Source organism: Xylophilus sp. GW821-FHT01B05 (genome assembly GCA_038961845.1).
Taxonomy (GTDB): domain Bacteria; phylum Pseudomonadota; class Gammaproteobacteria; order Burkholderiales; family Burkholderiaceae_C; genus Xylophilus.
Genome location: CP152408.1, coordinates 4,778,306 through 4,799,099 on the forward strand (window position 1 = coordinate 4,778,306; position 20,794 = coordinate 4,799,099).

At 69.4% G+C, this 20,794-nt stretch carries 16 protein-coding genes; 6 read left to right on the top strand and 10 right to left on the bottom strand.

The genetic code is table 11. The features are described 5' to 3' along the window. Positions 1-86 precede the first annotated feature (86 nt). Both cphA (AAFF27_22350) and cphA (AAFF27_22355) read left to right on the top strand, forming a co-directional pair. Positions 87-2,306 (top strand): cyanophycin synthetase, encoded by a 2,220-nt coding sequence (cphA, locus tag AAFF27_22350; GenBank protein ID XAH22712.1) that lies wholly within the window; start codon positions 87-89, stop codon positions 2,304-2,306. Positions 2,307-2,343: 37 nt separating this feature from the next. After that, on the top strand, positions 2,344-4,926 hold the full coding sequence (cphA, locus tag AAFF27_22355; GenBank protein ID XAH22713.1) for a cyanophycin synthetase: 2,583 nt from the start codon (positions 2,344-2,346) through the stop codon (positions 4,924-4,926). A gap of 11 nt (positions 4,927-4,937) precedes the next feature. On the opposite strand, the gene AAFF27_22360 is transcribed toward cphA (AAFF27_22355), so the two are convergent. Further along, positions 4,938-6,482 carry a hypothetical protein gene (locus AAFF27_22360; GenBank protein XAH22714.1) on the bottom strand — a complete coding sequence of 515 codons (1,545 nt, stop codon included), beginning with the start codon at positions 6,480-6,482 and terminating at the stop codon, positions 4,938-4,940. Between the two features lie 162 nt (positions 6,483-6,644). Between AAFF27_22360 and gloA the strand changes: the two genes are divergently transcribed. Next, positions 6,645-7,184: a lactoylglutathione lyase gene (gene gloA, locus AAFF27_22365; GenBank protein XAH22715.1), complete on the top strand. Its 540-nt coding sequence runs from the start codon at positions 6,645-6,647 to the stop codon at positions 7,182-7,184. Positions 7,185-7,245: 61 nt separating this feature from the next. Here gloA and AAFF27_22370 read toward each other — a convergent pair whose 3' ends face one another. From AAFF27_22370 to AAFF27_22385, 4 genes are all read right to left on the bottom strand, one after another. Next, positions 7,246-8,295, bottom strand: coding sequence for an ornithine cyclodeaminase (locus tag AAFF27_22370; protein XAH22716.1), 1,050 nt, complete (start codon positions 8,293-8,295; stop codon positions 7,246-7,248). Between the two features lie 2 nt (positions 8,296-8,297). Beyond that, positions 8,298-8,771 (bottom strand): CreA family protein, encoded by a 474-nt coding sequence (locus AAFF27_22375; protein XAH22717.1) that lies wholly within the window; start codon positions 8,769-8,771, stop codon positions 8,298-8,300. Then, on the bottom strand, positions 8,768-9,100 hold the full coding sequence (locus tag AAFF27_22380; protein XAH22718.1) for a 2Fe-2S iron-sulfur cluster binding domain-containing protein: 333 nt from the start codon (positions 9,098-9,100) through the stop codon (positions 8,768-8,770). The genes AAFF27_22375 and AAFF27_22380 overlap by 4 nt, the downstream gene beginning before the upstream one ends. Before the next feature lie 72 nt (positions 9,101-9,172). Then, complete coding sequence (locus AAFF27_22385) at positions 9,173-11,269, bottom strand: ATP-dependent helicase (protein ID XAH22719.1); 2,097 nt, start codon at positions 11,267-11,269, stop codon at positions 9,173-9,175. A 48-nt stretch (positions 11,270-11,317) separates the two neighbouring features. On the opposite strand from AAFF27_22385, the gene AAFF27_22390 reads away from it, so the two are divergent. Continuing rightward, the gene (locus AAFF27_22390; GenBank protein XAH22720.1) at positions 11,318-12,220 is read left to right on the top strand and encodes a DUF72 domain-containing protein; all 903 of its coding nucleotides are present in this window, start codon (positions 11,318-11,320) and stop codon (positions 12,218-12,220) included. Here the strand turns inward: AAFF27_22390 and AAFF27_22395 are convergent. Both AAFF27_22395 and AAFF27_22400 read right to left on the bottom strand, forming a co-directional pair. Further along, a complete protein-coding gene (locus AAFF27_22395) occupies positions 12,204-13,061 on the bottom strand; it encodes a DUF2145 domain-containing protein (GenBank protein XAH26298.1) in 858 nt (285 codons plus the stop codon). The genes AAFF27_22390 and AAFF27_22395 overlap by 17 nt on opposite strands. Positions 13,062-13,093: 32 nt before the next feature. After that, complete coding sequence (locus AAFF27_22400; protein XAH22721.1) at positions 13,094-13,549, bottom strand: hypothetical protein; 456 nt, start codon at positions 13,547-13,549, stop codon at positions 13,094-13,096. Positions 13,550-13,736: 187 nt separating this feature from the next. Between AAFF27_22400 and AAFF27_22405 the strand changes: the two genes are divergently transcribed. Further along, positions 13,737-16,319: an ATP-binding protein gene (locus tag AAFF27_22405; GenBank protein XAH22722.1), complete on the top strand. Its 2,583-nt coding sequence runs from the start codon at positions 13,737-13,739 to the stop codon at positions 16,317-16,319. A 103-nt stretch (positions 16,320-16,422) separates the two neighbouring features. On the opposite strand, the gene AAFF27_22410 is transcribed toward AAFF27_22405, so the two are convergent. Genes AAFF27_22410 through AAFF27_22420 form a run of 3 tightly spaced genes read right to left on the bottom strand, consistent with a single transcriptional unit; the run spans position 16,423 to position 18,916 of the window. Beyond that, a complete protein-coding gene (locus AAFF27_22410) occupies positions 16,423-16,827 on the bottom strand; it encodes a diacylglycerol kinase (GenBank protein ID XAH22723.1) in 405 nt (134 codons plus the stop codon). Then, a complete protein-coding gene (locus AAFF27_22415; protein XAH22724.1) occupies positions 16,824-18,245 on the bottom strand; it encodes a HAMP domain-containing sensor histidine kinase in 1,422 nt (473 codons plus the stop codon). Before AAFF27_22415 ends, AAFF27_22410 begins: the two co-directional genes overlap by 4 nt. Then, positions 18,242-18,916, bottom strand: a complete 675-nt coding sequence (locus tag AAFF27_22420) for a response regulator transcription factor (GenBank protein XAH22725.1) — start codon at positions 18,914-18,916, stop codon at positions 18,242-18,244. Before AAFF27_22420 ends, AAFF27_22415 begins: the two co-directional genes overlap by 4 nt. Before the next feature lie 118 nt (positions 18,917-19,034). Between AAFF27_22420 and AAFF27_22425 the strand changes: the two genes are divergently transcribed. Continuing rightward, positions 19,035-20,792 (top strand): phosphoethanolamine--lipid A transferase, encoded by a 1,758-nt coding sequence (locus AAFF27_22425; protein ID XAH22726.1) that lies wholly within the window; start codon positions 19,035-19,037, stop codon positions 20,790-20,792. Positions 20,793-20,794: the final 2 nt, after the last annotated feature.

Genomic DNA, 20,794 nt, shown 5'->3' on the forward strand with positions numbered 1-20,794 from the left:
CTGACTCCTCCGGCCAACCGTGTTGCAACGCAGCACCCCAGAATGGCCCGGTTGACACCCCCGTCCAAGCTTCAGACCATAGTCACATGCAACCCAAGAACGACATCCGCATCCTGCGCGTCAACTACCTGCACGGCTCCAATATCTGGACCTACCGGGAAGTTCTGGAGGTCTGGCTCGACCTCGGCGAGCTGGAGCAGTTCCCCTCGCACATCCTGCCCGGCTTCAACCAGCGGCTCACCGCCTGGCTGCCGGCGCTGATCGAGCACACCTGCGGCGTTGGTGAGCGCGGCGGCTTCCTGCAGCGGCTGGAGGGCGGCACCTGGATGGGCCATGTGCTGGAGCACGTGATCATCGAGCTGCTGAACCTGGCCGGCATGCCCACCACCTTTGGCCAGACCCGCGAAACCACCACCAGCGGCATCTACCGCATGGTGTTCCGCGCGCAGGACGAGGCCACCGCCCGCGTCGCCCTGGCCGAAGGCCTGGCCCTGCTCATGGCGGCCATCAACGACCAGCCCTTTGACGTGCAAGCCGCCGTGGCGCGGGTGCGCACGCAGATCGACGAATCCTTTCTGGGCCCCAGCACCGACTGCATCGTCACCGCTGCGGCCGACCGCAAGATCCCGCATATCCGCCTGAATGGCGGCAACCTGGTGCAGCTCGGCTACGGCTGCCGCCAGCGCCGCATCTGGACGGCCGAGACCGACCGCACCAGCGCCATTGGCGAAAGCATTGCCGCCGACAAGGACCTGACCAAGTCCATGCTGGCCTCCTGCGGCGTGCCGGTGCCCGAGGGCGCCCTGGTCGACAGCGCCGCGGCTGCCTGGGAGGCTGCAGTGGAAATCGGCCTGCCGGTGGTGGTGAAACCATCGGACGGCAACCACGCACGCGGCGTGACGCTGGACCTGCGCCTGCAGGCCGACGTCGAGGCCGCCTTCACCCTGGCTGAGCGCGAAGGCAGCGGCGTGATCGTCGAGCGCTATATCCAGGGCGCCGAGCACCGCCTGCTGGTAGTGGGCGGCAAGGTGGTGGCGGCCACGCGCGGCGAGCCGGTGCATGTGACCGGCGACGGCGTGTCCACCCTGGCCGCGCTAATCGACTCGCAAATGAACACCGACCCGCGCCGTGGCTGGGAGCACCAGTTCCCGCTCACCACCATCGACGTCAACGACGGCGCGGTGCAGCTCGAGCTGCGCCGCCAGGGCCTGACGCCCGACAGCATTGCCGAGGCCGGCCGCAAGGTGTCGGTGCAACGCACCGGCAACATGTCCATCGACTGCACCGAAGACGTGCACCCCGAGGTCGCGCACGCGGTCACCCTGGCCGCGCGCGTGGTGGGCCTGGACATTGCCGGCATCGACCTGGTGGCGCGCGACATCCGCCAGCCGCTGCAGGCACAGGCCGGCGCCATCGTCGAGGTCAATGCCGGCCCGGGCCTGCTGATGCACCTGAAGCCCACGCAAGGCCAGCCGCGACCGGTCGGCCGCGCCATTTGCGACCACCTGTTTGCCGAAGGCGACAACGGCCGCATCCCGCTGGTGGGCATTGCCGGCACGCGCCACAACGCGGCCATCGGCCGGCTGGTGGCCTGGTTGTGCCACCTGGACGGCCGCCGCACCGGCCTGGCCTGCAAGGACGGCCTGTTCCTGGACCGGCGCCGCGTCGACACCGCCGACGGCACCCACTGGCAGGCCGGCGAGCGCCTGCTGATCAACAGCACGGTGCAGGTGGCGGTGCTGGAGAACCCCGCGTCTTCCATCCTGCGCGACGGCCTGGCCTATGACCGCTGCCAGGTCGGCGTGGTGACCGACTTCGACGGCATCGAGGCGCTGGCCTATTTCGACGTGCACACCCCCAAGCACATGCACAAGGTGCTGCGCACGCAAGTCGACGTGGTGCTGGCCGATGGCGCGGCCGTGCTCAACGCCGAAGTGCCCGAGGTGGCAGAGCTGGCCCCGCTGTGCGACGGCGAGGTGGTCTTCTACGCCTGCGACCCGGCCGCACCGGCCGTGGTGGCGCATTGCGCCAGCGGCGGCCGCGCCGTGGTGCTGCGCAATGGCCGCGTGGCCCTGGTGTCGGACAGCCAGGACGTGCCCCTGTCCGGCCTGGGCCCGCTGGACGCCTGGCGCACACGCCATGGTGCCCTGCCAGACGAGGCCCTGCTGGCCGCCGTGGCCACCGCCTGGGCACTGGGCATTGCGCCGCAACTCATCGGCGCCGGCCTGCAGGCCTTCGAGGGCGAAGCCGGCCTGCCGCTGCTGCCCACCGCCGCCCCTGTCACCACCACCGCAGCCCTGGCCTGAGCGCCCCGGCCAGACGCCAAGAGAAAGAGCCCCACGGATGGACATCTCCCGCATTCGCGCCCTGCGCGGCCCCAACCTCTGGAGCCGCCACACCTCGATCGAAGCCATCGTCAGCTGCCGCCCGGACGAATGCAACATCACGCAACTGCCCGGCTTTGAGCAGCGCGTGCGCGCACGCTTCCCCTCCATCGGCGCGCTGCGCCATGCCGGCCAGGCCGGCGAGGTATCGCTGGCCGTGGTGCTGGGCATTGCCGCGCTCACGCTGCAAGCCCAGGCTGGCTGCCCGGTCACCTTCATGCGCATTGCCGATACGCCTGATGCCGGCGTGCACCAGGTGATCGTGCAGTACAGCGAAGAGGCCGTGGGCCGCCGCGCCTTCGCGCTGGCGCATGCGCTGATCGAGTCGGCCGTGGCCGACACCCCGTTTGACGTGCAGGCCGCCATTGCCGAGCTGCGCGAGCTGGACGAGTCCGAGCGCCTGGGCCCCAGCACCGGCTGCATCGTTGATGCCGCCGTGGCGCGCGGCATTCCCTACCGGCGCCTGACCCAGGGCAGCCTGGTGCAGTTTGGCTGGGGCTCGCGCCAGCGCCGCATCCAGGCAGCCGAGCTGGACAGCACCAGCGCCGTGTCCGAATCCATCGCGCAAGACAAGGACCTGACCAAGAAGCTGCTGCATGCCGCCGGCGTGCCCGTGCCGCTGGGCCGCCCCGCGCATTCGGCCGAGGACGGCTGGGCCGCCGCGCTGGAGATCGGCCTGCCGGTGGTCGTCAAGCCGCAGGACGGCAACCAGGGTAAGGGCGTGACCGTCAACCTGATGGACCGCGAGCACATGGACATCGCCTTCAAGGCGGCGGCCGAGTACGGTGACGTGATCGTCGAACGCTTTCTGCCGGGCTATGACTTTCGCCTGCTGGTGGTGGGCGACAAGATGGTCGCCGCCTCGCGCCGCGACCCGCCGCAGGTGATTGGCGACGGCGTGCACACGGTGCGCGAACTGGTCGATGCGGTCAACCGCGACCCGCGCCGCGGCGAGGGCCACAGCACGTCGCTGACCAAGATCCGCTTTGACGACATCGCCGTGCTGCGCCTGTCCACGCAGGGGCTGCAGCCTGAATCGGTGCCGGCCACCGGCCAGCGCGTGGTGCTGCGCAACAACGCCAACCTGTCCACCGGCGGCACCGCCACCGACGTGACCGACGACGTGCACCCCGACGTGGCCGCGCGCGCCGTGGCTGCGGCGCAGATGGTGGGCCTGCATATCTGCGGCGTCGACGTGGTTTGCGAAACCGTGCTCAAGCCGCTCGAAGAGCAAAGCGGCGGCATCGTCGAGGTCAACGCCGCGCCCGGCCTGCGCATGCACACCTCGCCCTCCTACGGCAAGCCGCGCGCCGTGGGCGACGCCATGATCGAGCGCCTGTTCGCCCCGGGCGACGACGGCCGCATTCCGGTGGTGGCCGTCACCGGCACCAACGGCAAGACCACGGTCACGCGCCTGATCGCGCACATGGTGGCCGGCCGTGGCCTGCGCGTGGGCATGACCAATACCGACGGCGTCTACGTGGACGGCCGCCAAACCGACAGCGGCGACTGCAGCGGCCCCAAGAGCGCACGCAACGTGCTGCTGCACCCCGATGTAGACGCAGCCGTGTTCGAGGTGGCGCGCGGCGGCGTGCTGCGCGAAGGCCTGGGTTTTGACCACTGCCAGGTGGCGGTGGTCACCAACATCGGCGCGGGTGACCATCTGGGTTTGAACTACATCACCACGGTGGAAGACCTGGCGGTGTTGAAGCGCGTGATCGTGCAGAACGTGGCGCCCAAGGGCTATGCGGTGCTGAACGCGGCCGACCCCATCGTCGCTGCCATGGCCAACAGCTGCCCGGGCGACGTGATCTTCTTTGCCGCCGACCGCTTCAACCCGGTGATGGCCACGCACCGCGCCCAGGGCCGGCGCACGCTCTACATCGACCAAGACCAGTTGGTGGCGGCCGAAGGCTCGTGGCGTGAGACCGTATCGCTGCGCGACATCCCGCTGACCCGCCACGGCGCCATCCGCTTCCAGGTGGAGAACGCCATGGCCGCCGTGGCTGCCGCCTGGGCGCTGGGCCTGGGCTGGGACGTGATCCGCAACGGGCTGGCCAGCTTCGTCAACGACAGCAGCAACGCCCCCGGCCGCTTCAACGTGATGGACTACCGCGGCGCCACCGTGATCGCCGACTACGGCCACAACCCCGACGCCATGCGCGCCCTGGTGGCCGCCGTAGAGGCCATGCCGGCCAAGCGCCGCTCCGTCGTCATCAGCGGCGCCGGCGACCGGCGCGACGAAGACATCCGCGAGCAGACCGTGATCCTGGGCGAAGCCTTTGACGAGGTGATCCTGTACCAGGACGCGGCCCAGCGCGGCCGCGCCGACGGCGAGGTGACGGCCCTGCTGCGCCAAGGCCTGGTGGGCGCCAAGCGCACTACCCACGTCGAAGAGATCCGCGGCGAGTTCATCGCCATCGACAGCGCGCTGGCGCGGCTGGCGCCGGGCGACCTGTGCCTGGTGCTGGTAGACCAGGTGGAAGAGGCGCTGGCGCACCTGGCGTCGCGTATCGCCGAGGCTGCGGCGCAGGCGGCCTGACGGAAGGGGGCTCAGCCCTCTTCCAATCCGTCCAGCTGGTACTCAATCACCTGGTAGCGCGACGACTGCAGCACCAGCCGCACCGCCCGCATGCGCTGCACCGCCTGCGCATCGCCCAACAGGAACTCGCGCAGGGGCTGGAAGTAGCGCCCGGCCACCACCACCATATTGCGCCCCTTGAGCCGCAGCGCCTGCTGGTAGGCGCCTGCGGTCTGCGAGGTGACCGGGGTGAACATCACCGCCTCGGGGGCGCCGCCCACATATTCGATGCCGCACAGCGTGACCAGCGACTCGACGCGGAAATCAACCCAGCGGATCAGGCCCAGCCGCCACGGCTTGTCGAGTTGCCGGTAGGCCACCAGCTCGCCGGACATCAAGGACTGGCTGTCGGACTCGCCCTGCAGCAGCAGGCCTGAATCACTGACGTTGGAGATCGCCAGCAGCGCGGGCACCGCCTCGTCCTCGGATGCGGGCGGCGGCATGTCCGGTGCGGTATCGGTGGCGCCTGAGAAGCGCTGCGCCCAGGCCGGGTCGGTGCACTGCCCGTAGTCGCGCTCTATGCGCTCCCAGCAACCGGGCATGGTGCTGATCAGCTCGACCCGGCTCTCGCCCGCATGGCGGCGGCGCGCGTGGCGGCGCTGGGCCGGCGCGGTCCACTCCTGCTGCACGCGCTGGTAGAGCTGCAGCCGGCGCGACGAAGGCACGGCCGCGTTCTGCTGCGCATCGATGCTGCGCTGCAGGGACTGCAGCACGCGCTCGAGCTGCAGCACACGGCAGGGGCCGGCGGCGTCTGGCCCGGGCAGCTCCCGGCCGAACATCGGCGGGGCGTCGGCGGTCTCTTGCAGCACGAAGGCGCCCTGCTCCTGGGCCGCGCGCGGCAGCAAGGCGATGGACAGCTGCGGCGCCTGCTCTTCCACCAGCTCCAGCAGCATGGCGAGATGGTCGGCCTCGTAGCGGTTGCTGCCGGTCACGCCCAGCAGCAGCAGGCGGCGGTAGCTTTCGCCCGGCGCGGGCAGCCCGGCAATCGGCGTCTTGTCGTCACAGCCCTGCGCCGCCGCATAGGCAAACAGGCGATGGCAGTCGGCCCAGAAACCGCGCGGCAGCGCGCTGTAGCTGCGCGCATGCAGGCTGGCGAGCTGCCAGCCGCTGTCCAGCGCCAGGGCCAGGGCCTCGACCGTGGGGCGCTGGCGCACGAACAGGCCACGGGCCTCGCTGCCATCCACCGCGGCGCGCTTGAAGCCGGCATGCACCGCCAGCTGCAGTTGCTGCGCCAGCCGCGCCACCCAGCGCGACTGCTCGGTCCCCGGCATGCCGCCGGCACGCACGCGCGCCCACAGGGCCGGCTGCAGTTCCTGCACCTGGGCCTGCTGTTGCCGCAACAGCGGCAGGCGCTCGGCCAAGGCGCCCTGGAACATCTCCGCGCGGGTAGCTGCCGCCAGCACGCGCAGCCCGCGGGCCAGCAGCGGGTCCTGCTGCACGGCGGCCGGATCGGGGCCGCCGGCCTCGGACAGCAGGCCGGTGGAGCGCGAGAACGTCGGGGTCGTCAAGGTCAGCATGGCGTGGCAATGGTGGTGGGTGGCGTGCGTGGTGGCAGCCCTCACGCAAGAAGTGTTCTCTGCCTGCGTGGAGGGACGGGCGTTTATAGCGCGGCATCCTGCGCGCCCACGGATGGTGCGGCATCATCACGGGCTTTCTCCCTTGCCGAGCCACAGCGCACCATGAGCTTCACCACCGAACACCACCCCGGCGTCGCCGCCGAGGCGCCGGCCGCCACACGCGGCTTTGTCTTCAACCACAGCATGCTGCGCGTCAAAGACCCAGCCGTGTCACTGGCCTTCTACACGCATGTGCTGGGCATGCGCGTGCTGCGCAAGCTGGACTTCCCCGAGATGCAGTTCTCGCTCTACTTCCTGGCGCGTCCCGATGAAGCGGACGCAGTGCCCGAGGACACCGGCGCGCGCACCGAATACACCTTCTCGCAGCGCGGCGTGCTGGAGCTGACCCACAACTGGGGCACGGAGAACGACCCGGCCTTCAAGTACCACGACGGCAACGCGCAGCCGCAGGGCTTTGGCCATATCTGCTTCGCCGTGCCCGATCTGGCGGCCGCCGTGCAGTGGTTTGACGAGAACGCTGTTGTGGTCAAGAAGCGGCCCGAGCAGGGCAAGATGAAGGATGTGGCCTTTATCCTGGACCCGGATGGGTACTGGATCGAGATCGTCCAACCATCCCTGAACCGGGCGCTGGGAAATTCTTAGTGTTTTTGGCCTCTAGCCCAATAACCACCTGGGCTTATAGCTATTAATTAGCTAGCAACACTCAGGCCACGCGCCGGATGGCAACGCGCGCTGCGCCCTTGCGGGTGTGGCGGAACAGGTCCTTCGGGTCGTCGGCCCAGGGCACCAGTTCCACCTCCACGCCCAGCTTGCGCGCCGTGGCCTGCTGGTGCACGTAGCGCAGCACCGAGTAGTCCTCCAGCGCAAAGCCGACCGAGTCGAACACGGTCACCTGCTCGGCACTCTGGCGGCCCGGCTCGGTGCCGGCCAGCACGCGCCACAGGTCAAGCACGGGGAAGTCGCGCGGCAGTTGCTGGATGTCGCCTTCGACGCGGGTCTGCGGCTCGTACTCGACAAACACGCGCGCGCCGCGCAGCACGTCGGCATGCAGCTCGGTCTTGCCGGGGCAGTCGCCGCCCACGGCATTGATGTGCACGCCGGGCTCGACCATGTCGGGCGTGAGGATGGTGGCGTAGGCCTTGTCGGCGGTGACGGTGGTGACGATGTCGGCGCCGCGCACCGCCTCTGCGGTGGAGCCGGCGCGGATGATCTTCAGCGCCGGATAGGCCGCGAGGTTGCGCACCAGCTTGTCGGTGGCGTGGGGGTCCACGTCATAGGCGGCGACCTCTTCAATCCCCAGGTGGCTGTGAAAGGCCAGCGCCTGGAACTCGCTTTGCGCGCCGTTGCCGATCAGCGCCATGCGGCGCGCGCCCGGCCGCGCCAATGCACGCGCCGCCACCAGCGAGGTGGCGCAGGTGCGCAGCGCGGTGGCAATGGTCAGCTCAGACAGCAGCACCGGGTAGCCGGTGTCGACCTCGGCCAGCACGCCAAAGGCCATCACCGTGTACAGGCCGCGCGCGGTGTTGCTGGGGTGGCCGTTGACGTACTTGAAGGCATAGCGCTTGGCGTTGGACACCGGCATCAGCTCGATCACGCCGATGGCCGAGTGGTTGGCCACACGCACCGACTTGTCAAAGTCCGTCCAGTGCCGAAAGTCTTCCTGGATGGCGTCGGCCAGCTCGCCGATGAAGCGCGTCACGCCGATGTCCTGCACCAAGTGGGACATGGTGGGCACATCGACGAAGCGGGTCATGCTTACTTCACCGGTATCACCACGCCCGGGCCGACCTCGACCGCCGCCACCGCGTTCTGCGGCGAGCCCTCGACCACGCGGTCGGAGTAGGTCAGGTAGACCAGGGTGTTGCGCTTTTTGTCGACCATGCGCACCACGCGCAGCCGCTTGAACAGCAGCGACATGCGCTCGGAGAACACCTCTTCCTGCACCGGCAGCGGCTTGCCGACAAAGCTGATCGGGCCCACCTGGCGGCAGGCAATGGCTGCCTCGGCTTTGTCCTCTGCCACGCCCAGCGCACCTTTTACGCCACCGGTCTTGGCGCGCGAGACATAGCAGGTCACGCCCTGCACCTTGGGGTCGTCATAGGCATCGACCACGATCTTGTGGTCCGGGCCGATCAGCTTGAAGACGGTGTCGACCTCGCCAATGGTCTCGGCGCGCGCGGCGCCCAGACACAGCGGCAGAAGAAGAAAAGCCAATGCTCGGGTGTTCATGCCATGCCTTTCAAAAGTGGGGGAACAGCGGATTCGCCAGCCTGCACCGCGCCCGGTACCAGCAGCGTCACGTCGGCCGTGGCATGGGCCACGCAGGGCAGCACATAGCCTTCGCGTTTTTCGTCCACGCTCAGGCCGGGCCAGGGAATCTCGTAGCGCACGGCGCCGGCCTGCAGCAGGCAGATGCAGGCGCGGCAGGTGCCGTTGCGGCAGGAGCTGGGCAGCTCGATGCCAGCAAAGGCCGCGGCCTCCAGCAGGCTCAGCTCACCCGGCGCATCGGCGGTCCAGCCGTGCGGGGCAATGTGCAGTTGCAGGGTGTCGGATGACATGGCGCCATCATGGCACGGGCCTGCGCCTTGCGGCACCTGCGCCACCGCTCGAATCCGTGCAGGACATGGCCTTCAATCCCACGCCGCGCGCGAACGCTCGCGCACCCCGATCGGCAGGCTCGGCGCGGGCCGCGCAGCCGGCCCCGCGGCCTCGGGCGGTGGCCAGAACACCTGATCAAAATCCAGCACGTCGCGCTCGGTGATGAAGCGGGTGCGCGCCGCGTACATGTGCCGGTCGCCGCGCGCGGCCTGCTGGGTGACGTAGAAGCGGTGCGGCACCAGCAGGTGCAGGTGTTCGCGCGCGCGGGTCATGGCGACGTAGAGCAGGCGGCGCTCTTCCTCGATGTCGGCGCTGTTGCCGGTGGCCATGTCGGAGGGGATGCAGCCATCGACCACGTTGAGCACCGAGACCGAGGCCCACTCCTGCCCCTTGGCCGAGTGGATGGTGGAGAGGATCAGGTAGTCCTCGTCCAATAGCGGCACGCCGGACTGGTCGCTGCTGGACTCGGGCGGGTCCAGCGTGAGTTCTGCCAGAAAGCGCTCGCGCGAGGCATAGCCGCCGCCCAGGCGCACCAACTGCTCCAGATCGGCACGGCGCGGAGCGGCGTCGTCGTGCAGGCGTTCCAGGTGCGGCAGGTACCAGGCCAGGGCCTGTTCCAGGTCGCCGGGCCAGGCCTGTTGCTGCGGATCGCGCAGTGCCGCGTACAGCGCGGCAAAGGCGGGCCAGTCGCCGGCCAGTGCGGCCTTGGGTTTGAAGGCAGCCACAGCGGCGGCCGGATCGGTGGCGGCCTCCATCGCGTCGAGGATGCGCGTGGCGGTGGTCGGGCCCAGGCCGGGCATCAGCTGCAGCACGCGAAAGCCCGCCAGCCGGCTGCGCGGGTTTTGCACAAAGCGCAGCACGGCCAGCAGGTCTTTCACGTGTGCGGCCTCCAGAAACTTGAGGCCGCCAAATTTCACGAAGGGGATGTTGCGCCGCGCCAGTTCCAGCTCTACCGCCGCGCTGTGGTCCGACGCGCGGAACAGCACGGCTTGCGAGGTGAGCTTCAAGCCGCCTTCGCGCAGCGCCAGCGCGCGGTCGGCGACCCAGCGCGCCTGCTGTGCCTCGTCGGGCACGACCACCAGTTGACTGCGGCGCTTGCCGGGGCGATCCGTCCACAGCCGCTTGGGGTGGCCTTCGGCGGCGCGGCCGATGACGGCGTTGGACACATCAAGGATGGGCTGCAGCGAGCGGTAGTTGCGGTCCAGCGTGACGATGCGCGCGGGCGGCGTGAACTGCGCGGGGAAGTCCAGGATGTTGCGCACCGTGGCACCGCGAAAGGAGTAGATCGACTGCGCGTCGTCGCCCACCACGGTGAGGCCCCGGCCCTCGGGCTTGATGCCCAGCAGGATGGACGCCTGCAGCCGGTTGGTGTCCTGGTACTCGTCCACCAGGATGTGGTCGAAGCGCTCGGACAGCGCCTGCGCCAGCCCGGCATCGGCCGCCATGTCGGACCAGAACAGCAACAGATCGTCGTAGTCGACCACGTTCTGCTGCTGCTTGGCCTCTACATAGGCACCGAACATGCGCTTGAGCTCCACCTCCCATTCGGCGCACCAGGGGAAGGCGGTCTGCAGCACCTCGGCCAGCGGCGCGCAGGTGTTGACGCAGCGTGAGTAGATCGACAGGCAGGTGCCCTTCATGGGAAAGCGCTTGGTGCTGGACGACAGGCCTAGCCCGTGCCGCACGATGCCCATCAGGTCTTCTGCGTCGCCGCGGTCGTGGATGGTGAAGCTCTCGTCCAGGCCGATCTGCGCCGCGTATTCGCGCAGCAGCCGCGCGCCAATGCCATGGAAGGTGCCGGCCCAGGGCAGCGCAGGCGGCGCGGTGCTGTTGAGGTTCAACACCCGCGCCAGCACCTGGCCGACGCGCCGCTCCATCTCGGCCGCCGCGCGGCGCGAGAAGGTCAGCAGCAGGATGCGCTGCGGATCGGCACCGTGCAATACCAGGTTGGCCACCCGGTGCGCCAGCGCCATGGTCTTGCCCGAACCCGCACCGGCCAGCACCAGCAATGGCGCGGCCGGTGCAGCGCTGCCAGCCTCCAGGCCGTGCCAGACGGCCTCATGCTGGCGGTCATTGAGGGTGGCGAAGGCGGCCTGGGCGGCTTCGGAGAGGGGACGTTGCGTAGTCATGGGCGTGGAATGCATACTGTATATCCATCCAGACAACGCATCCAGCGCATGCCCATTCTTGTCGGTACCGCCTCCTGGACCGATCCCACGCTGATCGCCTGCGGCCGCTTCTACCCGCCCACGGTGCGCACGCCGGAGGCGCGGCTGCGGCATTACGCCGGGCAGTTCTCCATGGTCGAGGTGGATTCCAGCTACTACGCCCTGCCCTCGGCCCGCAACGCGCGGCTGTGGGCCGAGCGCACGCCGCCGGGCTTTGTGTTTGATGTGAAGGCGTTTCGCCTCTTCACCGGCCATGGCGCCATGCCGGCCGCGCTGCCGGCGGATCTGCGTGCCGCCCTACCCGACCCGGCCGCGCCGCTCAGTTACGGCGCCCTGCCGGGCGAGGTGCGCGATGAGCTGTGGCACCGCTTTCGCCAGGCGCTGCTGCCGCTGCATGGGGCGGGCAAGCTGGGTGCGGTGCTGTTTCAGTTCCCGCCCTGGGTGCAGGCCGGGCGCCGGGGCGAGGCGCTAGTGGAAGAGCGTATCGACCGCATGGCCGGCGCGCCGGTGGCGGTGGAGTTCCGCCACCGCAGCTGGTTTGAGGACGGCCAGCGCGCCCGCACGCTGGCGCTGCTGCGCGCGTTGGGCGCGGCCCACGTGGTGGTCGACAGCCCGCCGGGCTTTGCCAACAGCGTGCCCGCGGTGTGGGAAGCCACGCGCACAGACCTGGCCATGCTGCGCCTGCACGGCCGCAATGCCGCAACCTGGAATGCGCCGGCGCACCGTGCCTCATCGGGGCGCTTTCAGTACGAGTATTCAGATGCCGAGCTGGCGGCGCTGCTGCCGCAGTTGCGCCGGCTGGAGGCCTCGGTGGCGCAAATGCATGTGGTGTTCAACACTAACCACGAGGATCAGGGGCAGAACAATGCGCGGCGCCTGCTGCGCTTGAGTGAGCTCAGTCCAACGCAATGACGCGGTCACCCGCGCCCGGTATGCAGCCGTCAGCAATCGAATCCCAGCCGCGGTGCACCACCACCTGCCGGCCGTTGTGGCAGATCTCGACGCGCTCGCTATCGGGCAGGCGCTGGCGCACAAAGGCTTCCACGGTCGAGGGCAGGCTGATCTTGAGCTTGAGCGCGTAGCGGTCGTCCTCCGGGTGGTCGTCCAGGTGCAGCAGCGGCACGAAGACCGACGCCAGCATCAGCGCATGCGAGCCGACATCCACCGGCTCGGGCGCGTAGTGCGCGGCCTGCAGCCATTGCTGGGCGCGGGCGCGCAGGTCGTCGCCGCCGGGCAGGCCGCCCCAGGCCACGGCCAGCATCTCCACCACCCACTGGTTGCAGTTCTGGTAGCGCAGGCTGAACGGATAGGCGTTGGCGCTGTAGTGCGCGGCCAGCAATTGCAGCGCCTGCGCCTTGTCGAGCGCGGCCTGGCGCAATGCCTCTGCCGCGCCGGATGGCAGCCGCACGATGGAGATATAGCCCAGCGCGCTGTCGTCTATACCCATCGTGAAGCCAGCCAGGCCCTGGTCGTAGATGCGCGGGCGGCTTTCATCGCAGGCGTAGTAAAGCTGGCGCGCCGACCATGCGCCGCCCTCGGCCTGCCAGGCAATGGCGGTGTGCGAATAGCGGATGTGAAAGCGCGACAGATCCAGCCCCGAGCGGCTGATGAGCGCCGCCTCGCTGCCAGAGGCGCCAAGCTCTTCGCGCACGATGGCCGCAAAGCGCAGCGCCCGGCCTTGCTGGCCCGCCGTCAGCGGATGGCTGCGCTCGCAAAAGAAGGCGGACTGCGCATGCGCGGCGCCCGCAGCCATGCCAAGCGCCAGCACCAGGGCATGAGCAATCCTCAAAGGCTCACCGGGCGTGCCGCGAGTTCTTCGTACCAGTCGTCGGCCAGCACCAGGTAGAAGGCCTCGCGCGTGTCGCCGCGTGCGAACTCGAAGCCGTACGCGCGCCGCTGTGCATGCACCAGGTCGCCGCGGGCAATGCCCTGCTTCTCGACGATGGCGTGCGGCAGATCCAGCACGATGCGCTGCTCTGGATCGGCCGCCTGCATGGTGACGCGCGCGATGCCGGCACGGTCGGGGGCTTGCGCGACATCGGTGACGCGGTAGTCGCCCTCGGCGGTCCTGGCGCCCCCGGTCGAGCTGTCGCTGGAACCACGCAGGGAGTCAGACACGCTGCCACTGGACGCAGAACCGGCGCTGGAGGCCGACGACGTGAAAAGAGCCGCCTGCGCCTGGGCCGCAACGCCCATGATGGCGGCGACGCACGCAAGGCGACAAGTGCTGAGCAAAGTCATTGAATACTCCTGGCAAAAATTTAAACCGTACTGTACGGTTTAAATATCGAATGAAGATCGGAACCGGCGGGAAATATGTAATCAAGCGTCTCGCCCCGTGCCCGGCGAGCTGCGGCGCCATCCCCGAAGTGTGTGCCTGCAATAATTCCCGCACACTTCCGACTCCACCACTGCCCTCTGCCCTGCTTTGGAAGACAAGTCCCCGCCCTCCTCTGCCCCGGCCAGTACCGACGCCCCGCCAGCGGCCGCAGCGTCACTGCATTTCCTGCGTGACGGCGGCGACCTGGGGAAGTTGATGCGCAGCCACGGCTGGGCCAGCACACCGCTGGGCGAGCCGGCGCAGTGGCCCGATGCCCTGCGTGCCACGGTGGAGACGATGCTGGCCGCGCGCGAGCCGCGCTTCATCGTCTGGGGCCCTGAGCGCACCCTGCTCTACAACGACGGCTACGCACCGCTGTGCGGCAGTAAGCACCCGTGGGCGCTGGGCAAGCCGTATGCGCTGGTATGGGCAGACACGCTGGACGATGTGGGCCCGGTGATGGACCGCAGCCATGCCGGCGAGACGGTGCATATGGACGATGTCCGCTTCACCATGCCCGACCGCCACGGCTACCCGGAAGAGACGCATTTCTCGTTCTCCTACGTACCTATCCACGACCGAGCAGGCCGCGTGGCCGGCGTGGTCTGCAACTGCACGGAGACCACCGGCAAGATCTTCACCGAGCGCCTGCTGGCCTTCCAGCTGCAGCTGGGCGACCGGCTGCGCCTGCTGGCCGACCCGGACGTGGTCAAGCGCCTGGCATCCGAGCTGCTGGGCGCGCAGTTGCAGATCGCGCAGGTCGGCTATGCCGAGCTGGACCGCAGCAGCGGCCCGGCCCGCATTACCGCAGCCTTCACCGATGGCCGCAGCCCGGACCTGGAAGGCCGGCGCGAGACCCTGGCCAGCTCGCCGCGCATGCTGGCCGAGCTGAGCGCCGGGCGCGCCGTGGTGATCCACGACGTGCAGCAGCCGGGCCACCCGTTCAACGGCGAGGTCACCGCCTTCTGCACAGAGCAGCGCATCCGCTCCCTGGCGCTGGTGCCGCTGGTCAAGCACGACAGCCTGGTGGCCTACCTGTTCCTGGCGCACACCGAGCCGCGCCGCTGGGCGCTGCAAGAGGTCGAGCTGGCACAGGACGTGGCCGAGCGCATCTGGGCCTCGGTGGAGCGCACCTCGGCCGAGCGGCAGTTGCGCCAGACGCGCGAGCGCCTGGCCTCCACGCTGGAGGCGGCCAACATCGCCACCTGGGACTACGACATCGCCAACGACCTGGTGCTGCCCGACCTGAACATGGCCGCGCTGTTTGGCGTGCCCGACGAAGAGGTCAACACCGGCACGCCGCTGGAGAAATTCATCCTCGGCAGCCACCCGGACGACCAGGACCGGGTGCGCGCCTCGTTCCGCGCGGCCTGCGCCACCGGCAGCGACTGGCAGGCCGAGTACCGCATCGCCCAGCCCGACGGCAGCTACCGCTGGATCATCGCGCGCGCCCGCATCGAGCGCGACAGCGCCGGCCGCGCCGTGCACATGCCCGGCGTGCTGGTGGACATCACCGACCGCAAGAGCGCCGAAGAAGCCCTGCGCGAGGCCGACCGCCGCAAGGACGAATTTCTGGCCACGCTGGCGCACGAGCTGCGCAACCCGCTGGCGCCGATCCGCAGCGCCGCGCGCATCTCCAGCGACCCGGCCGCCACGATGCAGCAATTGCGCTGGAGCCACGAGGTGATAGAGCGCCAGGTGCGCAACATGGCACTGTTGCTGGACGACCTGCTGGACGTCTCGCGCATCACGCGCGGCATGCTGGAGGTGCGGCGCGAATGGATCGGCCTGCCGATGATCGTCGAGGCCGCACTGGAGACCGCGCGCCCGCTGATGGAGGCGCGCCGCCACACGCTGGACGTGGACCTGGGCGACACCCAGATCTGCGTGCTGGCCGACCCGCTGCGCATGGCGCAGGCGCTGTCCAACCTGCTGACCAACGCCGCCAAATACACCGACCCGCACGGGCGCATCCTGCTCATCGCGCGCCTGTCCAACGGCATGCTGGAGCTGCGCGTGCGCGACAACGGCATCGGCCTGCCGCGCGACGCGCTGCAGCGCATCTTCGCCATGTTCTCGCAGGTGGAGTCGGTGCTGGACCGCTCCGAGGGCGGGCTGGGCATAGGCCTGGCGCTGGTCAAGGGCCTGGTCGAGCTGCACGGCGGCACGGTCGACGCCAGCAGCCCCGGGCCGGGCCAGGGCAGCGAATTTGTGCTGCGCATCCCGGACGCGCAGCGCGTGGAGCCCACCGCCGCCCCCCCGGCCGATGCCGTGGCCGCGCCAGAGCACGCCACCGCGCGCCGCATCGTGCTGGCCGACGACAACGAGGACGGCGCCGCCACCCTGGCCGCGCTGCTGGAGCTGGACGGCCACGAGGTGCGCACCACCTACGACGGCCTGGGCGCGCTGGAGCTGGTGCAGCAGTACGCGCCCGACGTCGCCTTCCTGGACATCGGCATGCCCGGCCTCAACGGCTACGAAGTGGCGCGCCGCCTGCGCGAAGACGCCGGCGACGGCCCGCGCCCGGTGCTGGTGGCGCTCACCGGCTGGGGCGGCGCGGAAGACCGCAAGCGCGCACTCGACGCCGGCTTCGACCACCACCTGACCAAGCCGGTAGACCCGGATGCGATCACCGACATCCTGCTGAGCGTGCCGCCGCGCGGCCCGTCGGCACAACTATCAAATAAATAGCAGCATGCCGGCGTGCAATCTGCACTTCAGTTACAAAACAACCTGAATCTCAGGATATACGCGGGCATACAGCTATAAATTAAATAGCATCCATTCCAGCGCTTCAGCCCAGCCGCGTGACCAGCGCCGCGACCCACACCGCGCCGCAGAACAGCACGCTCAGCAGCACCGCAGCGCTGCCGATGTCCTTGGCCTTCTTGGCCAGCAAATGCCACTCGGGGCCCACGCGGTCCACCACGGCCTCGACCGCGGTGTTGAGCAGCTCCACCACCAGCACCGCCAGCACACTGCCCGCCAGCAGCGCCACCTCGACCCAGCCGTGGCCCAGCACGCAGGCGGCCGGCAGCAGCACGACGGCAAACGCCACCTCCAGGCGAAAGGCCTTTTCCTCCCAGGCCGCAGCCAGGCCCTGCAGGGAATAGCCGGTGGCATGCAGCAAGCGCTGCAGCCCGCGGCGCGTCTTGTGCTCGGCAGCAGCGTCGGTGGAAGAGGATTCGGGTGGCGTCATGGCTCGGAAACAGAAAGCGGGGCAGCCGTCCAGGGAACGGACTGCAGATGAATGCGCGACTCAAAGCCCTGCTCGCCGCCGGGCAGGGGCGAGAGCAGCTCCAGCCGCCCATGGAGCCCCTCCACGATGGAAGAGACGATGGACAGCCCCAGACCATAACCTGTCTGCGTGGCGGAATCGCGAACATGGCGATGGCGCAGCGCCTCCAGCCGGCCAGGCGGCACGCCCGGGCCGTGGTCGCGCACGGCCAGTGTGCAAGGCAGTTGCACCAGCAGCTCGACCCGGCCCCCGCCGCCATAGCGCAGCGCGTTTTCCACCAGGTTGCGCAAGGCGATGGCCAGCCCATCCAGATCGCCCAGCGCCAGTGGCACCGGCTCGTCGGGCACACGCAGCACCAGGCGTTGCAGCAGCCCGGGCGCCTGCCAGAACTCCTGCGCCACGGTGGCCGCCAGCTGTGCCAGGTCCACCGGCGCCTGCACCCGCGTGGCGGCCGACTCGGCGCGCGAGAGCTGCAGCAATTTTTCGGTGCGGTGGCTCAGCACATCCAGCGCCTGCACGGCGGCCTGCACGTCGGCGGGCGCGATCGGGCCTTCGAGCGCGGTCTGCAGCCGCAGGCGCACCGCCGCCAGCGGCGTGCGCAGCTCATGCGCGGCATTGGCCGCCAGGGCACGCTCCACGTCCAGCGCCTGGGCCAGGCGCTCCAGCAGGCGGTTGACGTGCTCGCCCACCGAGCGCAGTTCCTGCGGCATGCCGGCCAGCTCCACCGGGCGCAGGTCGTCGCCGTCGCGCTGGGCGATCTCTTGCTCCAGCCGGTGCAGCACGTGCAGTTCGCGGCGCGCCACCGCGCCCAGCAGCACGGCCAGCACCGCCAGCACCGCCAGCATGGGCGCGGCCAGGCCCAGCAGCACCTGGCGCACCGCGCGCCGCCGCTCGGGCCGCGGGTCGGCCATCTGCAGGAACAGCGGGCGCGTGGGGTGGCGCGCGGTAAAAACGCGCCAGCCATCCTTGTTGAAGAAGCCCTGGTGCAGCGGGATCTTCAGGAAGAACTGCGCGCCTATGGCGGCGCGCGGCAGCAGCAGCACACGACCGTTGTCGTCCACCAGGCGGTAGATCATGTCGTCAGCGCCGGCCGGCGGCTGCGGCTCTATCACCGGCGGCGCCCCGGGCGGCGGCATGCCGGCCACGTCGAGGTTGTGCACCGCCACATCGAGTATGCGCAGCGTGCTTTCTTCCAGCTCGTTGTCGAAGTTGCGGTTGATCTCGCGGTGCATGAACACCACCACGCCCGCCACGCACAGGATCCACACCGCCATCACCCACAGCAGCAGCATGCGCGTCAGGCGCCGCGCCAGGGTATCGGCCTGCTGGCCGTGCAGGTGCAGGGTTTCCGCCGTACGGATCGCGGCAGCAGGCTTCACCCTGCGTCCTCCGGCGTGTAGGACAGGCGGTAGCCCAGGCCGCGCAGGGTCTGGATGTATTCGCGCCCGAGCTTGCGGCGCAAACGGCTGATGAAGACCTCCAGCGTGTTGCTGTCGGTTTCGCTGTCGAAACCATAGAGCGCGTCCTGCAAGGCCTCGCGCGTGTGGATGCGATCCGGCCGCGAGGCCATCACGCGCAGCAGCGCCCATTCCTTGGCCGTGAGCAGTACCGGCGCGCCGTCCTTGCGCACCATGTCGCGCGCCAGGTCGATCTCCAGCAAGCCCAGGCGCAGCACCGGGGTGTCGCCGCCGCCACGGCGGCGCTCGATGGCGCGCAGGCGCGCCAGCAGTTCGCCCGGGTCATAAGGCTTCACCAAATAGTCGTCTGCGCCGGCATCCAGGCCACGGATGCGGTCGCTGACCTGGTCACGCGCGGTCAGCACGATGATCAGGGGCCGCTCGGCCTGCGCCCGCAGGGTGGGCATCAGCGACAGGCCGTCGCCGTCGCCCAGGTGCAGATCCAGCAGCACCGCCGCGTAGTGCGCCACGGCCAGTGCCGCCCGGGCCGAGGCCAGGCCATCGGCCGCATCGACCACGAAGGACTTGGCACGCAGGTAGCTGCACACGGCGTCGGACAGGGATGCATCGTCTTCGACGAGCAGGATTCGCATGCGAACGACCTCGCAGAACTTTCAAGCGGGCCAGTGTAGTGCGCAGAAGCCCCGATTCTGAACGGAAGCTGACGCACCCGTTCAGGTTGTCTTCAGCCTCGCTGGTTACCTTCTTCACATGTCAGATACCTTGTTGTCCACGCCTCCGCCATCGAGGGCCGCATCGCCGTGGGCATCCGTTTTTCCGCAAGGCCTGCGCAACGCCTTCGCGCGCCCGCGCTCACCGCGCGCAGTCGCCCTCCTCCTGGCCCTGTGGCTCACCACGGTCGGCAATCTGACCCTTTGGCGTGAGCTCTACCGCCTGGCCCAGGGCGGTGAACTGGGGCCGCGGCCGTTGTGGTTGCCGCTGGGTGGCTCCACGATCGTGCTGGGCGCTACCGCCGCGCTGCTGGTGCTGCTGGCCTGGCCACGCGTCTTCAAGATCGGTGCGCTGCTGCTATTGGTGGTGGCGGCCGGAGCGCAGCACTACATGCTGACCTACGGCATCGTGGTCGACCCATCCATGGTCGGCAACGTGCTGCAGACCAATGCCACCGAGGCGCGCGACCTGCTGGGCTGGGGCCTGCTCGGGCAACTGCTGCTGGTGGCCGGCCTGCCCGCCATCTGGCTCGCCCAGCTGCGCCTGCGGCCCGCCGGCGCCTGGGGCCATCTGTGGCGCAACGCGGTGCTCTTCGTGGCGCTGCTGGCTGCCACCGCCGGCGCGACCTTCGGCATGTACCGGGAGCTGGCGCCGCTGATGCGCAACCACACCCAGCTGCGCTACATGATCAACCCGCTGGCCAGCGTGACCTCGACCATCGTCGCCACCACAAAACCCTTGCGCCAGCGCGGCGCGGGGCCGCTCACGCGCATCACCGCCGGTACCCAGTTGGGCCCCAGCTATGCCGCAGCCGGTGCGGCCACGCGCCCGCCGCTGTTCGTGCTGGTGGTGGGCGAAACCGCCCGCGCCGACCACTTCGGCCTGAACGGCTACGAGCGCGACACCACGCCCGAGCTGGCGCAGCGCGGCGTCACCAGCTTTACCGACGTGCACTCCTGCGGCACCAACACGCTGGCCTCGGTGCCCTGCATGTTCTCGCCGCTCGGCAAGCGCGACTACGAACAGCGCAAGACCGAATCCGAGACCCTGATGGACGTGCTGCAGGCCGCGGGCCTGGCCGTGCTGTGGCTGGACAACCAGGCCGGCTGCAAGGGCGTGTGCGAGCGCGTGCCCAACGCCTCCACCGGCGATGCCTACCCGCCCGCAGCCGAAGCCGCCGCCCGCCTGTGCCGCGACGGCGAATGCCTGGACGAGGTCATGCTTGCCGGCCTGGACCAGCGCATCGCCGCCCTGCCAGCCGAGCGCCGCGCGCGCGGCGTAGTGCTGGTCATCCACCAGATGGGCAGCCACGGCCCGGCCTACTCCCGCCGCTCCTCCCCCGCCGCCAAGCGCTTCATGCCCGAATGCACCAACCACGCACTGGACCAGTGCGAGCACAACGCGCTGATCAACGCCTACGACAACTCCATCGCCGAAACCGACCGCTTCCTGGCCCACACCATCGACTGGCTGCAAGCCCAGCGCGACCACTACGCCACCGGCATGCTCTACCTGTCGGACCACGGCGAATCATTGGGCGAATACGGCCTCTACCTGCACGGCGTGCCCTACGCCTTCGCCCCAGAAGTGCAAAAGCACGTCCCCATGGTGCTATGGATGGCCGACGCCTTCGCCCAGCGCAACAACACCAATCGCGCCTGCCTGGCCGCCGAACGCAGCAGCGCGCTGACCCACGACAACCTCTACCACTCCGTCCTGGGCATGATGGACGTGCAAACGCCCACCTACCAGGCGGGGTTGGATGCGTTTGCGAAGTGCAGGGCAGTGGCGGGTTGAAG

What these genes read in the sequence shown, in the direction of transcription:
- cphA (XAH22712.1), top strand. Translation starts at nt 87, where the DNA reads ATGCAACCCAAGAACGACATCCGCATCCTGCGCGTCAACTACCTGCAC.
- cphA (XAH22713.1), top strand. Translation starts at nt 2,344, where the DNA reads ATGGACATCTCCCGCATTCGCGCCCTGCGCGGCCCCAACCTCTGGAGC.
- AAFF27_22360 (XAH22714.1), bottom strand. Translation starts at nt 6,482, where the DNA reads ATGCTGACCTTGACGACCCCGACGTTCTCGCGCTCCACCGGCCTGCTG.
- gloA (XAH22715.1), top strand. Translation starts at nt 6,645, where the DNA reads ATGAGCTTCACCACCGAACACCACCCCGGCGTCGCCGCCGAGGCGCCG.
- AAFF27_22370 (XAH22716.1), bottom strand. Translation starts at nt 8,295, where the DNA reads ATGACCCGCTTCGTCGATGTGCCCACCATGTCCCACTTGGTGCAGGAC.
- AAFF27_22375 (XAH22717.1), bottom strand. Translation starts at nt 8,771, where the DNA reads ATGAACACCCGAGCATTGGCTTTTCTTCTTCTGCCGCTGTGTCTGGGC.
- AAFF27_22380 (XAH22718.1), bottom strand. Translation starts at nt 9,100, where the DNA reads ATGTCATCCGACACCCTGCAACTGCACATTGCCCCGCACGGCTGGACC.
- AAFF27_22385 (XAH22719.1), bottom strand. Translation starts at nt 11,269, where the DNA reads ATGACTACGCAACGTCCCCTCTCCGAAGCCGCCCAGGCCGCCTTCGCC.
- AAFF27_22390 (XAH22720.1), top strand. Translation starts at nt 11,318, where the DNA reads ATGCCCATTCTTGTCGGTACCGCCTCCTGGACCGATCCCACGCTGATC.
- AAFF27_22395 (XAH26298.1), bottom strand. Translation starts at nt 13,061, where the DNA reads ATGGCTGCGGGCGCCGCGCATGCGCAGTCCGCCTTCTTTTGCGAGCGC.
- AAFF27_22400 (XAH22721.1), bottom strand. Translation starts at nt 13,549, where the DNA reads ATGACTTTGCTCAGCACTTGTCGCCTTGCGTGCGTCGCCGCCATCATG.
- AAFF27_22410 (XAH22723.1), bottom strand. Translation starts at nt 16,827, where the DNA reads ATGACGCCACCCGAATCCTCTTCCACCGACGCTGCTGCCGAGCACAAG.
- AAFF27_22420 (XAH22725.1), bottom strand. Translation starts at nt 18,916, where the DNA reads ATGCGAATCCTGCTCGTCGAAGACGATGCATCCCTGTCCGACGCCGTG.
- AAFF27_22425 (XAH22726.1), top strand. Translation starts at nt 19,035, where the DNA reads ATGTCAGATACCTTGTTGTCCACGCCTCCGCCATCGAGGGCCGCATCG.